The organism is Bryobacter aggregatus MPL3 (genome assembly GCF_000702445.1).
GTDB classification, from domain to species: Bacteria; Acidobacteriota; Terriglobia; order Bryobacterales; family Bryobacteraceae; genus Bryobacter; species Bryobacter aggregatus.
The window spans coordinates 1,717,358-1,735,131 of sequence record NZ_JNIF01000003.1; the positions used below are offsets into that span (position 1 = coordinate 1,717,358).

Here is a 17,774-nt window from a genome sequence, read left to right on the forward strand (position 1 = left end):
GTTACCCGGCGAAACCTATCCTCGGTGTCGGCGCACTCATCTTCGATGAGGATCGCATTCTGCTCGTCCAACGCGGCAAAGAGCCTCTCAAGGGATGGTGGAGCCTGCCCGGTGGTGCTGTCGAAACCGGAGAGCGTCTGGAGGACGCGATGATCCGTGAAGTGCTGGAGGAGACGAACCTGATCGTTCGCATCGTCCGCTTCGGCGAGATCTTTGAGCGCATCATGCACGACTCCGCAGGCAATGTCGAGTATCACTACGTCATGCTCGATTACATTTGCGAAGTGACAGGCGGAGTCCTCAAATCGGGAAGCGACTCGGCCGACGTACGTTGGTTTAGCCCGGAAGAATTGAATACGGTGTCCGTCACCTCGGGCACCCTGGAAGTAGTGGAGCGATGCCGAACTGGAGCGAAGAATTATTAGAGTATGAGGGACTGCGCAGCCTGTTGGGACGTTATGTCTCTTCAGCCGCTGGACACAGGCAACTCGAAGCGATGCAGCCCTCGAGCGATCGCGACACTCTCGAAGCAAAGCTCTCCGAACTGAGCGAGGCTCTTGAGTTCCTTACTGCAGGAGACAGCGAAGATTCCGGCCTGCCGCGGCTGCGCTTCACCAATCTCGAAGACGTGGCCGAGCCCGTTGCTCGCATCCGGATTGAAGGCGCTGTTCTCGATGGTCTGGAGATTCTGGCCGTCCGTGCCTGGCTGCAACGTGCGACTGAATTCCGCCAAGGTCTCAGCGAATCGCCACACCGCTTTCCTCTTCTCTGGAACAAAGCAGAACGCATTGCGGATTTCCGTTCTCTGTTACGTTCGCTCGACGGCAAGATCCGTCCCGACGGTATGCTCGAAGATGACGCAAGCGTCGCGCTGAAGCGGCTGCGGCAGGAGCTTGGCCGCCAGCGCGAAAACATCCAGCGTTCGCTTGAACGCTTCATGAAGTCGCACCGCGACGATGGCGTCATGCAGGACGACTATGTCACAGTGCGTGGCGATCGCTTTGTCGTGCCTGTTGCCGCCAATTTCAAAGGACGCGTGCAAGGCGTGGTGCATGGCGCGAGTGGTTCTGGACAAACGCTCTTTGTCGAACCGATCGAGACCATCCAGCTGAACAACGATCTGGTGCGGCTGATTGAAGAAGAACTGCGCGAATGCCATCGCATCCTGCGTGAACTCACCGGCTTCATGCGCGAGAAGCACGTCGAGATTGCCGAAGCAGTGGAGGTGATGGGTGCGCTCGAATTCGTTTTCGCCAAGGCCCGCTTTGGTGCGGAGTTCCTCTGTACGATTCCCACTTTTTCGAGCGATCGCGATCGCTCGTTGCACCTCAAGCAAGCGCGACACCCGCTGCTCACTGACGTCCTGCGACGCAAGCGCCTGAGCGCCGTGCCGCTCGATCTTGATTTGAACGAAGGCCTGCGCACGCTTCTGATCAGCGGTCCCAATACCGGTGGCAAGACGGTGGCAATGAAGACGGTCGGCCTGTTGGCGCTGATGGCGCAAAGTGCGCTGCCGGTGCCTGCGCAAGAAGCGATACTGCCGATCTTTGATCAGGTGCTCGCCGATATCGGCGACAGCCAATCGATTGAGACCAGCTTGTCGAGCTTCAGCTCGCATATGCGTCATGTGGCTGAACTGCTCGACCAAGCCTCGCCTGATAGCCTCGTTATCCTCGATGAAATCGGGCGCTCGACAGATCCTGAAGAAGGCGGTGCGCTGGGCGTCGCAATTGTCGATCGCTTCCATCGCGACGGCTGCTTCACGCTCGCCTCAACGCACTTACTCGCGCTGAAGATCTACGGCGTCAATCACGAAGGCGTGCTCAGCGCCTCGATGGGCTTCGATGACGCGACGCTGCTGCCCACCTTTGAGCTCCGTGTGGGTGCACCGGGCCGCTCGGCGGGTCTCGATACCGCGGCGCGCTTTGGCATTCTGCCTGAGGTGATTGATCGGGCCCGCGCCGCGATGACGACGCGTGATCTCGACATCGCCCGCTTCCTCAATGAGCTGCAGCAGAAGCTCGATAGCGCAACGGCTCTTGAAGCGGATTGGCGCCAGAAGGACCAGCAACTCACCCGGCGCGAGAAAGAACTGCAAGACAACTTCGACAAGCGCGACCGCCAACGGATTCGCGAATTCGAAACCAAGACGGCCAAGCTGCTTGATGAGTTTGAACGCAACTCCCGCGCAACGATCGAGCAGATCAAGCAAGGCTCCGACGCCCGCAAGGCCGGGGAGCAAGCGCAGTTGAAGGCGGCCAAGTTCAAGCGCGAATTCCAGGCAGAAGTACAGAGTGCGGTGCGGCCCGAAGGCCAGCCCGCGGCGCAGAAGGAAGCGAAGCTTGCCATCGGCGTCAAGGTCAAGATCGAAGGTGTCCGCGAACCCGCGCAGGTGCTTCGCCTACTCGACAACGGCCGTGTCGAGGTGCAGGCTGGCTTTCTCAAGATGCAGGTCTCGCGCGACGAGATTGTGGAAGTCCTCTCGAATGCGGCGGCGGCCAAGCAGCTCCCCAGCAATGTGCGCTTTGAGCCCGGCCCTAGTTGGGACACGCCGACGCGCGAGATCAACGTCATCGGCCAACACGCCGAAGAAGCGATTGATAACGTCGACCGCTTCCTCGATAAAGCATCGCTTGGCTCGATCACTCGCGTGCGTATCATCCACGGCCACGGCTTTGGTGTGTTGAAGAAGGCGATCCAAAAACTTCTCGCAAAACATCCGCACGTCGCCAATCACTTTGCAGCAACTAACGCGGAAGGCGGCAGCGGGGCAACGATTGTCGAACTACGCTAAGTTCTGATCTATGAGGTACTTCGCTACACTGGCAGGAGTTCATGCGTCAGTCCTTCGGTACCCTCGTTGTTTCCCTGGTCTTTTTCACACACATTGCTCTGGCGGCCTCTCGTCCCGCCATCAACTCAGAGAATCTGCCCTCCGGTAAGATCGGCGAGCCTTATGGCACGCAGCTCGAATATATTTCTGAAGCTCCCACAACAATCGTCTTCTCGGTTGGTGGGGGCAGCCTTCCGCCCGGGCTCTCTCTTTCCGCGAGCGGATTCATCTCGGGCACGCCCACCACTAGCGGCGAGTTTGCGTTCCACGCCCAGCTCAATGATGCAAATGGAAGTGATACGCGACGCATTGTCATCCGCATCCAGGAGGCTCAACTCTTCCTCTCGGGGAGTTTCTTCTATGGCTTCCTCGGGGAACCCTTCCGGGAGCAACTCTCGGTCGACAACGGGCGGGAACCCTACCAGTTTCTTCTCTCCAGTGGAAGTTTTCCTCCAGGGCTCTCGATGTCTCCGCGTGGCCTGATCACCGGCACGCCCACAGTTCTCGGTAATGCCGAGAGCAGGATCACCGTAATCGACGCCTCGGGCCGCTCGGTTTCTGCAAGCGTAACGATTCGAATTACCGACGCGCCTGTCAAGCTCACCAGCCTCAATCCACCGGTTGCAGTCCTCAACAAGCCCTATGCTTACCAGCTCACCGCGTCGGGTGGCGATGGCATCAACAACCACGTCTTCTATCTCGAGAGTGGCGATCTTCCTCCCGGACTTTCGGCTACGGACAGAGGGCTCATCTCCGGCACTCCCAAGACCCTTGGTAGCTTTGTCAGCACCTGGGTTGCGGCGGACTGGTCTGGCACCAAAGGCCGTGGGCAACTCACCTTCAAAGTGGTGCAGTCGAATCTGACGGTCGATAATCCGGGGCCTCCCACTGGCCGGGTCGGCGTTGCCTACGAATACATCGTTACCTCGAGCAACGGCAACTCGCCTGTTTCCTATGCATTGGTGGGTGGAAGCCTACCGCCGGGCCTCAGCCTCACTCCCGCCACGGGCCGCATCAATGGCACTCCCACCCAGCATGGGAACTTCTCTTTCACCATCCGAGCCACCGATAGCACGGCAAGCCAAGCTGAAGCCCTCATGACGATCCTCATCAACCCTCCGATTCTTGTCTTGAGCGGCATTCTCCCCGGCGGGCGCGCTGGCGTCGCTTATGCTGCCACCCTGGCTGCCAGCGGTGGAGTCACGCCGTACACTTACTCACTGCGTTCTGGCACTCTTCCCGCGGGACTGACGCTGAGCACCGCCGGCCTCCTTTCCGGCACTCCAACCCAAGCCGCAAGCATTTCTCTCGGAGTGCGTGTTACCGATGCAACAGGCGTTACGGCGGATGCCTCCTACACGCTCACCATTACCTCGACGCCCATTGTCTTCCCCGCGCCACAACTCTCGCGAGGCTATGTCAATCTCGATTACTCGCAGCGCATTAGCGCACAGGGTGGTGGCGGCGCGCTTCGCTACCTTGCGGCAACGGCGCTTCCTTCCGGTCTTACTCTGAGCAGCACCGGTTTGCTAAGCGGCAAACCCACTCAGACTGGCACCTTCCTCTTAACGTTTCGCGCCACTGACGATGCAAACCAGACGGCAGACACCCAGGCGACGCTCAACATCGAACCCGCGCTGACAAAGCTCACCATCCTTGAACCTCCCGTCAACAGCTTGCTCTATGGACAAACGCCCACGCTCCGCTTCAATGCTGCTGCTGGTTCGTTGCCCTATCGTTGGGCGCTGGCGAGCGGCTCCCTACCGAGCGGAATGCGGCTCGAAGAGTCAGGACAAGTCCTCGGACGTCCCCTGGTCTGGGGCGCTTCGAACTTTACACTCCGTGTTACCGACGCAAGCGGAGCAACGCACGAACTGCCGACCCATCTCGACATCGCGATTCCGGAAAACCTCTATGCGGCGAGCGTCGGTGTTTCGTACACGCAAACTCTGAGTGGCAACGCCACGACATACTCGCTCGACAACAGCTTTCCCGGAGCTCTGCCCGCAGGGCTCAGCATTGATGCGAGCGGCAAGCTCAGTGGCACGCCCACTACTCCCGGCGCTTATGTCTTCGGGCTGCTGACAATCTCTGCGACTGGAGAATATGGCTCGCGCACTCTGGGGCTGCAAGTCCATCCAGGGGCTGGGGCAGCCGCCGTCAATGAACCGAGCCTCCCGGGAGGCAGTGTCGGCGCATCCTATTACACGACGCTTTCTGCGACGCCTACCGCCAATTCCTGGACTACAACTGCCGTGCCTCCCGGACTCCGTCTCGAAGCGAACGGCGCACTGAGCGGCACGCCAACTCTCGCTGGCAATTACAGCTTCACGCTCCGTGCGGATAACGGCGCAAGCCGCGCCTTCACGATCTCGATTCTTCCCGTGGGCATGCCCAGTCTGAGCGCGGTCCTGAATGCGGCAAACTACGACGCCGGTAGCTTGAACCCTCTCGGCCTGATCACTCTCTTTGGCAACAACATGGGTCCCGAGTCGATTGAGACATTGCAGTTAGATGCGAACAACAGCGTCAAAGAACAACTGGGTGGAACCCGGGTCCTGGTCAACGGAAGACCTGCACCGATGGTCTATACGTTCTCAAACCAAGCCAGCGCCATCACGCCGAATCTAGAGGAATCGGACCAACTCCTCCAAGTGGTAGTCGAGCGAAACCATGTGCAGTCGGCTCCCGTGCGGCTCCGTTTTGTTCCTCGTCAACCTGCTGTCTTCACGCAGGATGGCAGCGGCTCTGGACTGGCCGCAGCTCTGAATCAGAATGGAATGCTCAACACCGCGGCAAACCCTGCGCCGCGCAACTCGATTGTGACCTTCTATCTGACGGGCTGCGGCCAAACCAATCCTGCAGCCACGGCAGGCTCGGTGGCCAGCGCGGCCGGCCCCTTGGCCGCGACGACGACGGTACAGATCGCGAAGCTCCCGGCGGAACTTCTCTACGCGGGCGCCGCGCCGGGCCTGGTGGCGGGAGTCTGTCAGATAAATGCTCGAATTCCCGGCAACGCCCCAGCCGGAGAACAAGCGATCCGTTTCACCATTGGTGCTGAAATCTCATCCACAATCGCGACGGTGCAGGTAGGGAACTAAAGAGATGCAGCGTTGAGGTCGGAATCTGCTTTCGACCTCAACTGATGCTTTCCGTAAAGTCGCTTCTATTGCTCCACTATTGCAAAAGTTGGCGACATGTAGATGAGAAGAACTCCAAGATAGAAGAGACTGAGATGTAGTATCCAATTGCAGATCAACTCATAGATCACCCATGTGGAGGAAGCTGTTGTCCAGCGATGTACAAAGCGGTCGCCCGCTTCTTCCCCAAGATCAGCCTGACGCCCAGGCCGATCAAGATCGGAAAGCATTGCAATGTCCTCCCACACCATTTCTCCATTTCGAAACGCTAGCTGACGATCTCCGAACAGGAGAAGGCCACAAACTGCAGCTATGCCAATAATCATTACTCCCGCGATACGAATCGGCCATAAAATTCAACTGTGTACCGGGTCGACATCCTCAGTTTGAACTAGGGCTCACTTCACCCAAGCTCCCACTCGCACAATCGATTCTGTTCACAATCGCCGGGGAGCGCTCCACTTCTAACGCGACGGTGCGGTGGGAGATCTAATCATCTCGCAACGGCCGGAATCGCTTTCAGGTCCTGCTGCTTCGATTCCTTCTCGCCAAGGCGAAGACTCAACGTCTGAATGGAATAGCGCTGCCACACGTGAGCAGAACGACGTTCGCTTTCCATCAGATCTGCAACTGCGACTGCCGAATATTCACCAGGCGCTAGCCCAGAGGGAAAGCTGAAAACACCGTGCTGGTCAGACTGCGCAATCAGCGCCTCCCCACCTGATCGCGGCGCAAGAAAGATCGTCGCATCCGGAATGGCGACATCCTTCTCTCCCAGCACTCGACCCTGAACAGACGCGCCATTCGACGCCAGTACAACCTCCACGCGACCATCCCCTGGTCTCAGCCCATCCACCAAAATATTGCGACCATTTTGATTCGCCTTCCGAATGTAATGCCCCTGCGGCATCCCTTCGATCACCATTCCATAGCCATCCGCATAGATCGCCGGGAAGCGGAACTTCCCATCCGCATCCACCTTCTCCTGTTGATGTTCGCCGATCATAATCCCGCGATCACCGCGCACCAGTCTGAACTGCATGCCCGACGGTACCGTCGCTTCCGGCGCCGCGCCCTCTATGCGAATCGTCCCTTCTACCGGCAACGATGCGTGCAACGGAATGACGCCAAGCTGTACGGCGCTCTTCCCAACCTCGACACTCACGCGCGTATAGCCAATCCCTCGCCGCCTGTCCTTCGTGAAGCTGGAGAGATGGAGCTTGTAGCTGCCGGACGGAACCCCACAAATCTGATGAGCCTCGTTCGCCTCAATCATGCCTTCCGCGATCGATTGCAGCACCTCTCCGCTGCTCCATGACTTCAACGACACATAGAGCATGCTGGGAGCTTCTGCATCCCGAACGGCGCCTGTCGCCTCAAAGCTCACGCAATGCGTTGCTTCTTTCCGCCAGCGAATATCGACGCCTGGCCGCTTCTCTCCAGTCTGAACATTCACAATGCTGGCTGCTTCGTAAGCTCGACCTTCCGGCGCAAAAACGACGAGTGGAGCATTGCTTACAGTAGGCTTCGGAGCAGTCGGCGTCGCGGAAACTTTGCTGACGGGCAGGGCCGGCCGAGCCATCGCCACAATCATGTATGCGCCCCGTGGAACCCCTCCGATCCGATACTCGCCCAGATCATTGGAGCGATCGCTGCCTTTGAGCTCAAAGCGCGCTTTGCCATCTCGCACAGCCCGCGACATCGCCAACACTAAGAGCCCCGCAACCGGTTGATCCGCGTCATCTCGAATGCGTCCGGAAATGACGCCAGCCTCGGGAATCTGGATCTCGATGCCGCTCATCTTCTGTCCTGCCGACAGCCGCAGCGTCCGCGAGCGTGGCTCGCTCGTGTTGTGCTTCTTCTCGACATGCAGAACGTACACCCCCGCTTGTGTCCCTTGGAATGAAAAGCGTCCGTCGCCATCGGTCTGCACCGGCTTCACATATTGCGGCCCTTGTAAGTTCACATAGAAGTCCTTTGGCGAGCCCTCCACACCCGTCACCCGGCCGGAGACTTCCCAGTTGTCTTGCGCCGCGAGACCCAGCGGAATCAGCATCAGAACCCAAAGCATCTTCATTGTGCGCCCTTTCCAATCGATAGATTCACAACATGGTCATCGACTACTTCCAATGCCTGCCCCGCGCTGGCGACGCCATTCGCGATTTCGGCGAACTCTGTAAATGCGAGGATTCGGTAGCGGCCTCCACGCAACTGAACGAATGCAAATCGGCCCTCAGAGTCCAAGCTCTCGACCCGTCCTGTCCACAGGGCTTCGCCATCCTTCCACAGCAATACGTGCTGCCCGGAACCAACAATCTTGCCAGACACAGTTGCGCTGCCCCTTCGCAACTCAAGCTGCAGCGTGAGATCGGAAGCGAGATGCGCCTCCACTGGGCTGGCGAGATAACAGCCCAGCTCAAGACCAGCAAGGCGAACACTGTAAGTCGAACGAGGAAGACGCAGCGTACGCAGTGGAGCCCCAGTCAGCGCATAGCTCGCGGGCTCATCCTCCCAAGCCGCCTGCGTCGAGTCGAGAATCAGCCTGCCCCTGCGCTTACAACTCGCCTCACCAATAAAGTCAAACTGAAAGCGACTAGTGGGCAGCAAGGCCACCTCCGTCGTCGTGCCTGTCTCGACCACCAACGCAGCCGCGCGCGCCGCTGACCCATCAGCCAATCCTTGGCTGCTCCAATCCTCGGGCGATTCGCGAAAGGTCAGCGAGTAGCTCCCCGCTGCCAAATCTGAGAAAGCAAACTCGACGCCCACCTTCGCGGTGCGAGTATGGAGAACGGCCGCCCTTCCACCCGACGCACGCAGATCCATCTCCACGCGTTTCCCCACTGGGTTCGAGATAATGCCAACGATCGAAGCACGTTCAAACGAAGGAATCGTCCATTGCAGCCCATCGAGAAGTTGCCCGGGCCGCAACTCCACCTCCTGCGCTCTGCTCACTTCCGTTTCGCCCGGATAGTAGACGGGAAGGGAAGCCCCAAGCTCCGGCAGACTCGCCGTGATGCGATAGCGCCCCGGCGCCAAACCATAGGCGCGAAACTTGCCCTCGTCATCGCAACTCCAATGCGTGAGGGTCTCTGTCTTCAGATCGAAGTCATCCACACGCATCACCTGGACAAGCGCGCCATGTGCCGGACGCTGCGAGCTCAACTGAACAGAGCCGCTGATCACTCCACTGCGCAGAAGTGGAACTGTTGTGACCGTGTGCGAACAAGCGTCGCCCAGATTCGAGAAGTAAAGATAGCCAGCACGCCGGACCTCGGACACACATCCACTCTGTGGCACCTTCGGAAGATTCAGGATTCCCTCGGAGTCAAGTCGAATCTCCGCCGCCGTCCCGTCAGCGAATCGAAAGACCACCAATGCGCCGTCGATGGCATCGCCACTCTGGGCATCAATGACGCGAAGTTGCCTGTCAGCTTCTGCGCCACCGAGTTCCACCGTCATCGGCAACAAGACACAAACCACAGCGGCAATCCGCCGCAAGCTGCAAAGGTCGCCGTTCATGCTGGTATCACCTCTCCTGAGTTTTCGGATCAAACTCGTGCAGACACTACCCGCCAGATCAAAAGCACAAGTAGGTTAAGTGGAGACTCGATTGGTAAGTTCCTGCTTTCACGGCTGGCTTCCTCGTGACTCACCTTGTTACTACCGGCGGGACCATCCGAGGTCCTCAATTTAATCACATGCCGAACGAATATGCGATAAGAAACCGCAAAAGGAAAATCGTCATAAGCGGCTTATCGCAGGACGGCTCAGGCTGCGAACTCGCTATGGCGATCAATCAGAATGGCACGCTCAACACAGCAGCGAACCCGGCGCGGCGCAACTCGATGTTGATTCTCTATCTAACGGGCTGCTGCCAAACGAACCCTACGGCCACAGCAAGCTCGGCTGCAAGCGCCACCAGCCCGACGGTACAAATCGCGAAGCTTCAGGCGGAACTTCTCTACGCCCGGAGCCGCCCCTGGCCTGGTGGCGGGAGCCTGTCAGATCAATGCTCGAATCCCGCCAATTCTTCCCTTGGAGCGCAATCGATTCTGTTCACGATCAGCGGGGAGCGCTCCAGATCTAATGCGACGGTGCAGGTGGAGAACTAAAAAGAGGCTGCGGCCGATGCTTTTCGTTCAGTCGATTCCATCGCTCGAGGATGGCAAAAGTCGGCAACATGGAACGAGATGGGGTTCGGACTCTGTCGCCAAAGGCCGTGTGTGATCTCAAGAAGGTGAAAAGAGGGGGTTCCACCTCACTTCTAAAAGCGCATGCTCGGTCCAGACCAATTTCTCAGTATTCTCAACAGGTCGCTGACTGAGACTTCGCAGATCATCATAAGGTTCAAATGGATCGAAAAGGGTCATCACGAACATTCCTCTGCTCCCGCATCGGATGACCATCCAGGTCAAGTTGTCACTGGTAGCGTCCCAAGGCGCAAGCTGGCCCAGTTCCTGCCATTCTCCTCTTTCCGCCATCGCAAGCAGGCTCTCGATATCAATTCCGCTAGGAATCACTACCGACGCTAACTGCGCATAGTGATGATCCGCAAAAGCGTCGCTACCGCAGATGGAGCAGTGCTTAAGGCAGTTCCTCACAATCAAACTGTAAGGATCCAGGTCTTCTGTTCTCTGTTTTTTGAATCGCTTCTGGATAAAAGACACATGCGATCTCGTTCCGGCTTACGATCCGAAGATGTTGGCGTTCAAGAAATCATTCCGAAACTTGCCCTTGGGGTCGTACTTGTTCGCAAGACGGACAAAGTCCGGCAACCGGGCGTACTTTGCCTGCAACTCTTTCGGCGCAATCGTGAAGAGCTTGCCCCAGTGGGGCCTGACTTGATACGGCGACAACGCCTTTTCAATCTGCGGCAGTACGCGTCGTACCGACTCCCAATCCTGTTTCCAAGTGAAATGAATCGCCACGCTCGCGCGTTTGTAACACGGACTCATCCATAGATCATCCGCCGCGATCGTGCGGATCTCCGTAATCATCAGATGCGGACTCACCTGATCCTTGAGTCGTTCCACCGCCAAAATCGCATCTACCGCATGCTCTCGTGGCACAAAATATTCGGACTGCAATTCCTTGCCCGCGCTCGGCGTGAAGCCCATCCGGAAGTGCGGCAGTCGCTCGTACCAGGGGCCGGGGATGCCCATCTGTTCCGTGCAGTTCTCCGCAGACAACTCTGCAATCGGATGCAGATTCCGCGTGGCCCGCCTCGCCCCATAGAACTCAGCAGGCGCAGCAAAGGACTTCTTCGCGTCCGATCGATCTTTGATCCAGACCTCGTTGACGAGCTGGTTTTTCCAGTCGGTGAATAGGCTAACGCTGTAACCGCTGGCCTCAATCGCATCGAAATGATTCTGCAATTGCGAGAACGGCAGATTCTGGTAAACATACTGTTTCACCGTGTAGTTTGGTTGCAGGTCCAGCGTCACGCGGGTGATCACTCCCAGCGCACCCAGCCCGACCACGGCGCCTGGAAAGGTATCGCCATCCACTTTACGAGATAACTGCACCACTTCACCTGAGGCGCTGACAAACTCGATGGCCGACACCGCCGTCGCCAGATTGCCACTTGTTTCGCCCGAGCCATGAGTCGCGGTGCTGCAGGCGCCGGCGATGGAGATGTGTGGCAGCGAAGCCAGGTTGTGCAGCGCGAAGCCCTTCTTCTCGAGCACGGGGCTGAGCTGTCCGTACTTCAAAGAGCCATCGACCGTCACCGTACGCGCGCGCTCATCAATGGCGATGCGATCCATTGTGGCCGGCAGCGACAGGAAATTATCGCGACTGTCCGCAATCGTGTTGAAGCAATGACGAGATCCCAGCACCTTCCACTTTTCCTGCGACGCCAGCAAGCTGCGAACCTGATCGACGGAGTTGGCCTCCTTCAGGCGAGTGGTGCTGTAGGTCAAATTTCCGGCCCAGTTCGTGATCTTCTCCGCAGCGGGAGGAGCAGAAAAAGCCGGAATCGCAGGAGCCGCAATGCCGTTCGATAGTAGCTTCAGGAAAGTTCGTTTGCGCATGGGGAGAATCCGCTTACCAGACTATCGCCAACGGCAGTCAACCATCGCTCACGAGATCCGGTCAACACTGCAGAACGTGCCGCGAACTCTCGAAGGCACGATTGTGGAGCGCCGCTGAGGACCTCACCTCACCCAAACCCCAATGCGCGCCACTGACCTCTCCCCGGCGACACTCACTGCGATGGGCAACAGTCCGGCTGGCAGTTCCTGGCCGAGCAGAACATTGATCTGTACCGCCCCTGCTACCAGTCCCGGAGCTCCGCCGGCATATAGCACTTGCGACTTGCGGCCCTCAATCGTCACTTCCACCGCGCCCTCGAGACTGGAAGCAGCGCTGGCAATCGAACCATCCTCCGCCGCCGGACGGAGTGTCCCTCCACCAGTCAGATACAGCACCACCACCTCGCCTGCACGTGCCGGATTCGCCTCCGTGTTCACGCTGCCATTCTGATTTAGAATCGCCCCAGCACCCTCACCGCTTCCGTTCACACTGAACAGTCCCGGTTTCGCGGCAACCACTCCGGCGACCGTAGGAGCACTTTGTACACCGTCCTGCTCTACCACGATCCGAACCGCGTCGCGACCCGCCAGTCCAAACGGAGCAATCGCGCTCACTTGTCCTTTGCTCGCATACAGCAGCGGCGCGGCCACGCCATCGAACAACACTCGAGTTCCCTCAATCGACCGACTTACAGGATTGCCGGTCTTTAAGTTGCCGCCCATGCGCTCGCCAAAAAGGACGAGGATCTCGCCTGGCGCCACCCCACGCGCTTCATAGCTGGCGGAACTCATAACCGCATCGAGAGCAGGTCCTCCACCAGTATCGATACTGAGCTGATAGACATGGCGCACGCTACGATCGCCACTTGTCGCCTGCACGGTGATGATCGTGTTGCCCGCAACATTCGGAGTGCCATGCAGCAGACCCGTAGCATCCAGTTGCAAGCCGGCTGGCAGCTGTCCACCTGCTACTTGCCAGACACTATTCGGCAAATAACTCAATTGCTGCCGATAAGGGCGGCCCACTGAAGCACCGGCCAGGCCATAAGGCAATACGGGCGACTCCCCATCCACCCGCAGACTGACAGCGCGTGTCACCACTCCCTGTGCGATGACGCAGCGTACTCCGAAGGAGTATAGGCCCGAGCTCTCCGGTCTCCCACTGAATTCTCCCTGTCCATCGAGCTGCAATCCTGTCGGCAACTGTCCCAACGCGTTCGCGTTACTCGTACAGGAACTCAGTTGCAATCCCGACAAGTTCCGCAGCGAAGCCTGATAGCTTCCTCCCACGGTGGCACGAGGCAGTAAGATCGCGGGCAGCACCTCGATCTGAGTCTCCAGGTCCCCACGCCCCTGGTCCGCATCGGTCACCTCCACCACAAACTTGTAGGTCCCCGGCGCCAGCACCACTCCTCGCAACAGTCCATCACTGCCAAGTGTGGTTCCGTTCGGTAACGTCCCAGACTTTACACTCCACCGCATGGGGCTCCGGCCACCCTCGGCGGAGAATGCAAATTGATACAGATGCTGTAACAATCCATCTGGTGGCGCAAAGACACTGACGCGCGGTCTCGATCCCACTTGCAGACTCAGGCTCGCATTCGCAATCAAGCCCACGGCATCTGTGACGCGAATGGAAATCGGGTAAGTTCCCGCCTGCGTCGGCGTGCCGGACAAGATACCTGCAGTGGATAAGCTCAGCCCAGGTACAGTCGCTCCGATCCATTGATACTGATAAGGGGAAATGCCTCCACTCACGCTGATGCTTTGCTGATAGGCTACACCGATCACGCCCGCGGGCAACGCCGTAGTTGTGATTGTGATCGGTGTCCCGGTTACCGTCAGAGTGAGCGCAACTTGCGCGCTCTTTTGCAAACCATCGCGGACTGAGGCGGCAAAGTTGAAGCTGCCCCCCTGCGTCGGCGTACCGCGAATCTGTCCGTCGCTCGAGAGCGACAAGCCTTGCGGCAAAGTACCGGATTGCAGCGCGAAGACGAAAGGCTCGGGGCCGCCAGTCGCTACTAGCTTCGTCTGATAGGCCTGGCCCAGCGATGCGGTCGGCAGGCTACTGGTCTCGATCCGCAGGCTCGGCGCTTCGATATCGAACTTAAAGGCTTGTGAGATCTGTGTTTCAAAGCCGTCGTACGCGGTGATCACAAAGGATAGGCTGCCCGCTCGAAGTGGCACTCCGGTCATCAGTCCTTTGGGATCAATCTGAAGTCCCATGGCGAGCAAGGCCACGCTCGAGTCTGTCTGCCCGAATCTGGCTGCGCTTACATCGCCGTAGATCTCGAATTGAAATTGATATGGGATCCCGACAAATGCTTTTGGCAACTGCGTACTCTTGAATCCAAATGGCTTCTCGAAGACATTGATCTGAAACGTGTGGCTCACCGTATCGCTATAGGTTGCATCGCTGCACTGGATCTGGACCTCCATAACTCCGGTTGTTGCGGGCGTGAAGGTGACCTCAAATTTCGGAGGCACCTGCGTGATGAGAAAGTCTCTTGGAAGGGACGCAGTCAACGCCTTGCAACTGTAATATGGCACGCCTCCCGAAAGGAAGAACGCAAATCGGAAAGGCTCGCCCTTTGCTGCTCCACCGTAGGGGAAGAGATTCATCTTTAAGCCCAGGTCGTCGATATTGAGAGTGACTGGTCCCGAGGCCGTGGCGCCAAGCGCGTCCCGCAACTGCACTTGAAAGGTAAAGCTGCCCGCGGTGAGTGGGGTACCCGATACCAACCCGCTATTCGACATCTGCAGACCTGACGGAAAGTTGCCGCCGATCACTGAGAACGTATAGGGAGTTTGACCGTAAACACCTTGAAGCTGACCCTCATAGGGTTGATTCCGTACTCCTTTGCCTAAGAACTGGGTCGAAAGTTGTGGCTGGCTCCGAGGCGAAATCTTGATCGTGAACTGCTGGGTGTGTTCGTTTCCATCGGAATCAGACACTTTTAGGGTGACCGGATAACTGCCTGCGACTGTTGGTTCGCCAAAGAAGCCAGCGCCTGCTGGCGGGATCCTAGAAAAGTACAGCCCAGGCACGCTTCCGCTGAGATGCACGATCTCATAAGGGGGGGCTTGCGTGGATTGCCCATTCACCCCGCCGTTGTAGGGAACACCCACCACGCCATCCGGGAAGGTCTGACGATCGAACCGCACTTGATCTGCACGAACCTGGAAGTAGATGCTTCGCGTCACACTGGCTCTTGTAGCGTCTTCAACACGGACACCAAGCTGGGTATAAACGACGGCGTAGCTTCCGGTTCCGCTCAAACGACCATCAACACTCAGCGAGTAGCCGGGAGTGGCCAAGCCAGATGTGATCTGAAACTTATAGGGCGGCGTTCCGCCTTCGACAGCAAGCTGTTCGGAATAGTACTGTCCCACTCTCGCGTCGGGCATACGATCTGTGAGGATCCGTAGTTCGGCCCCATGGGCGCAAAGCGTTCCGAACATGGAGCAAATTACAACGAAAAAATAACGCCGGAACTGCACGTGTGCTAGATCAATCACCTAGTCAATATATCAATGAAAATCATTTCATCTAGTCTACAGATATAAGTCATGGATCGATGAGAGCTCGATTTTCTGGAGCCCTGCTCGCCTCCGTCATCTCCCCAAAACGCAAAACAGGCGACCCGCCTCTCAGCGCGCCGCCTGCCTCACTCAAACTAGAGCAAACTTACTCGCCTACATAGGCAATACAGTCGATCTCCACTTTCATCGTCGGATTTGCAAACCGGCATCCGATCGTTGTCCTTGCCGGCCGGTCGCTGCCAAAGAACTCGACATAGACGGCGTTCATCGCCGCAAAGTCGTTCTCATTGGCCAGATAGACATTCACCTTCACCACTTGTGCGAGCGTCGCGCCCGAACCCTCAAGAATCCGCTGCACATTCTGCAGCGTCAACCGAGTCTCGTGTGCAATATCGCCAAAGCTGAATTCGGCGCTCGCCGGATCCACGGAAGCCTGTCCCGAAACAAATACGAATCCACCCGCCTTGGTCGCAAGGGAATACGGATTCTTCGGCACCGGCATCGTTGCAGGAAAGATGTGTTCGATCATGCTATTCGGTCTTCCGCTTGCGAGTCCGGCCCGTGGCCGTCGTCGTGCTGCTGGCAGCCTTCTTCGCGGCCGTCTTGCGCGGCGCGCGCGTCGTTGCCTTCTTTGCCTTCACCGGCGGAGGATTCGGCTCCACAATGCTCGGCTGACCTTCCACATAGGGCTGGATCTCGTCGTACTCGCTGTAGAACTCTTCTTCCTTCTTCACCTTCGGCGCTGGCGGCGGGAAGAACTCGCGGCCCAGGTAGACCACCAAGCCCCGCTCATCGTCCTTCTTCAGCTTCACGACACCCTTGTTCTGCGAGAACTCGAGGAATTCCTTGAAGCCCGGGAAGCCATACGAAGCCGAATCGAAATTCGGATGTTCCGCCACCATCCACTGCGCCAGGTCACCCGGCTCGACGCCGTCGCCCATCTCCATCTCGTAGCGATGTGCTTCGAGTGCATCGCGCAACAGCGGCATTGCTTCGATCGGCTCCGGCAGAGGCTTTGCATTCGCGCCACCACGCCGTTCGATCGTCAGCTTGCCGCCGGAGCCATGGACATCGATCAGCTCAAGCTTGGCCAGCTTATCGATAAAGTCACTGAAGCTCGAAGCTCCAAAGCCGCGCTCGTGGAAGGTCGGATCCAGTTGCATCATGGTGCTCTTCAGCAAACCAAGCTGTGCCTGGACACCGCGCCGTTCGAGCGTTTGCAGCGAACGTTCCACCAGCGGCAGCGCCGCATTCACTTCGAGCACCACCTTCGGTTCGCTCGATTGCTGCGGACGCAGTCCACCCTCAGGACGATCTCCCCGATTGCGCTCATCCCGGCGGCGGTCCCGCCGTTCCCAGCGGCTCTCACGGCCCTGCGGACGGTCCCCGAGCGGAGCACGGCTCTCGATCGGACCCCGATCCCCCAGCGGAGGACGGCTTTCAATCGGACCACGATCATTCAGCGGTGGGCGGCTCTCGATGGGCCCGCGCTCGGCGGCGGCCAGACGTTCGCCAGGAAGCCGTTCAATGCCACCTGTCGCGACACGATCTTCCACTACTTCGTCCCGATTCCGGTCGCCACGATCCCGGTCCCCACGGCCCCGATCGCGATCGCCGCGATCTCTGTCGCCACGGCCGCGATCCCGGCCCTGGTCGCTCCGCTTCATCGAATCGGCGAGTTCCAGCTTCAGACGCTCGAGCGTCGGGCCATTCTCGCTGCCATCGACACGCGCGGCGCGGTCCATCAACAGATTTTCGTAGGCCACAAATTCGTGGCAATTGCTCTGGAGAATATTCGAGGTGAAGGCTTTGCCGCCAACGACGTAGACCGTCTTGCCGTATTCCTTCAGTTTGTTGACGAGGGGGATGAAGTCGCTGTCACCGCTGATAATTGCGAAAGCGTTGACGTGGGTGTGGGTAAAGGCCATCTCGAGCGCGTCCAAGGCAAGATTGATGTCGCCACCATTCTTGTCCCCACGCGGGCTAGGTAGTCGTTGCACCATTTGCACGGCGTTTTCCGCCATTTGTCTTGCGGCGCCTTCTTGGCGTCCCCAGTTTGCGTAGGCGAATTTTGCAACGATGTCGCCCCGCTCTTTCAAAGCATCTAGACAAAGTGAGACGTCAAATTCGCGTCGCAACGTTGTCTTCAAACCAATTTCGATGTTGTCGTAATCGACGAACACCGCAATGTTCAGTTTATCTAGTAGAGGCATTCAGCTCCTCTGG

General features: G+C 58.2%; 12 protein-coding genes. 4 read left to right on the forward strand and 8 right to left on the reverse strand.

Going from position 1 to position 17,774, the window contains the following annotated elements:
* The first annotated feature begins 17 nt into the window (after positions 1–17).
* Genes M017_RS0108220 through M017_RS0108230 form a run of 3 tightly spaced genes read left to right on the forward strand, consistent with a single transcriptional unit; the run spans position 18 to position 5,934 of the window.
* Positions 18–425, forward strand: coding sequence for an NUDIX hydrolase (locus tag M017_RS0108220; RefSeq protein WP_031497236.1), 408 nt, complete (start codon positions 18–20; stop codon positions 423–425).
* The gene (locus M017_RS0108225) at positions 398–2,794 is read left to right on the forward strand and encodes an endonuclease MutS2 (protein ID WP_031497237.1); all 2,397 of its coding nucleotides are present in this window, start codon (positions 398–400) and stop codon (positions 2,792–2,794) included. The genes M017_RS0108220 and M017_RS0108225 overlap by 28 nt, the downstream gene beginning before the upstream one ends.
* Before the next feature lie 41 nt (positions 2,795–2,835).
* Positions 2,836–5,934 (forward strand): putative Ig domain-containing protein, encoded by a 3,099-nt coding sequence (locus tag M017_RS0108230; protein ID WP_031497240.1) that lies wholly within the window; start codon positions 2,836–2,838, stop codon positions 5,932–5,934.
* 65 nt (positions 5,935–5,999) lie between these two features.
* On the opposite strand, the gene M017_RS26410 is transcribed toward M017_RS0108230, so the two are convergent.
* The 3 genes from M017_RS26410 to M017_RS0108245 form a co-directional block, all read right to left on the reverse strand.
* Positions 6,000–6,299, reverse strand: a complete 300-nt coding sequence (locus tag M017_RS26410; RefSeq protein ID WP_035957732.1) for a hypothetical protein — start codon at positions 6,297–6,299, stop codon at positions 6,000–6,002.
* Between the two features lie 167 nt (positions 6,300–6,466).
* Positions 6,467–8,050 carry a carboxypeptidase-like regulatory domain-containing protein gene (locus M017_RS0108240; RefSeq protein WP_031497243.1) on the reverse strand — a complete coding sequence of 528 codons (1,584 nt, stop codon included), beginning with the start codon at positions 8,048–8,050 and terminating at the stop codon, positions 6,467–6,469.
* Complete coding sequence (locus tag M017_RS0108245; RefSeq protein ID WP_031497244.1) at positions 8,047–9,492, reverse strand: carboxypeptidase-like regulatory domain-containing protein; 1,446 nt, start codon at positions 9,490–9,492, stop codon at positions 8,047–8,049. The genes M017_RS0108240 and M017_RS0108245 overlap by 4 nt, the downstream gene beginning before the upstream one ends.
* Positions 9,493–9,671: 179 nt before the next feature.
* Here M017_RS0108245 and M017_RS0108250 point away from each other — a divergent pair, with 179 nt between their 5' ends.
* Positions 9,672–10,085: a hypothetical protein gene (locus tag M017_RS0108250; protein ID WP_080507572.1), complete on the forward strand. Its 414-nt coding sequence runs from the start codon at positions 9,672–9,674 to the stop codon at positions 10,083–10,085.
* Between the two features lie 117 nt (positions 10,086–10,202).
* Here M017_RS0108250 and M017_RS0108255 read toward each other — a convergent pair whose 3' ends face one another.
* The 5 genes from M017_RS0108255 to M017_RS28590 form a co-directional block, all read right to left on the reverse strand.
* Complete coding sequence (locus tag M017_RS0108255) at positions 10,203–10,640, reverse strand: hypothetical protein (protein ID WP_031497248.1); 438 nt, start codon at positions 10,638–10,640, stop codon at positions 10,203–10,205.
* Between the two features lie 18 nt (positions 10,641–10,658).
* Positions 10,659–12,005 carry a D-arabinono-1,4-lactone oxidase gene (locus M017_RS0108260; protein WP_031497250.1) on the reverse strand — a complete coding sequence of 449 codons (1,347 nt, stop codon included), beginning with the start codon at positions 12,003–12,005 and terminating at the stop codon, positions 10,659–10,661.
* Positions 12,006–12,128: 123 nt separating this feature from the next.
* Positions 12,129–15,524: a putative Ig domain-containing protein gene (locus M017_RS0108265; protein WP_031497251.1), complete on the reverse strand. Its 3,396-nt coding sequence runs from the start codon at positions 15,522–15,524 to the stop codon at positions 12,129–12,131.
* Positions 15,525–15,693: 169 nt separating this feature from the next.
* The gene (locus M017_RS0108270) at positions 15,694–16,077 is read right to left on the reverse strand and encodes a RidA family protein (RefSeq protein ID WP_031497252.1); all 384 of its coding nucleotides are present in this window, start codon (positions 16,075–16,077) and stop codon (positions 15,694–15,696) included.
* A 1-nt stretch (position 16,078) separates the two neighbouring features.
* Positions 16,079–17,761, reverse strand: coding sequence for a PIN domain-containing protein (locus M017_RS28590; protein ID WP_080507573.1), 1,683 nt, complete (start codon positions 17,759–17,761; stop codon positions 16,079–16,081).
* Positions 17,762–17,774: the final 13 nt, after the last annotated feature.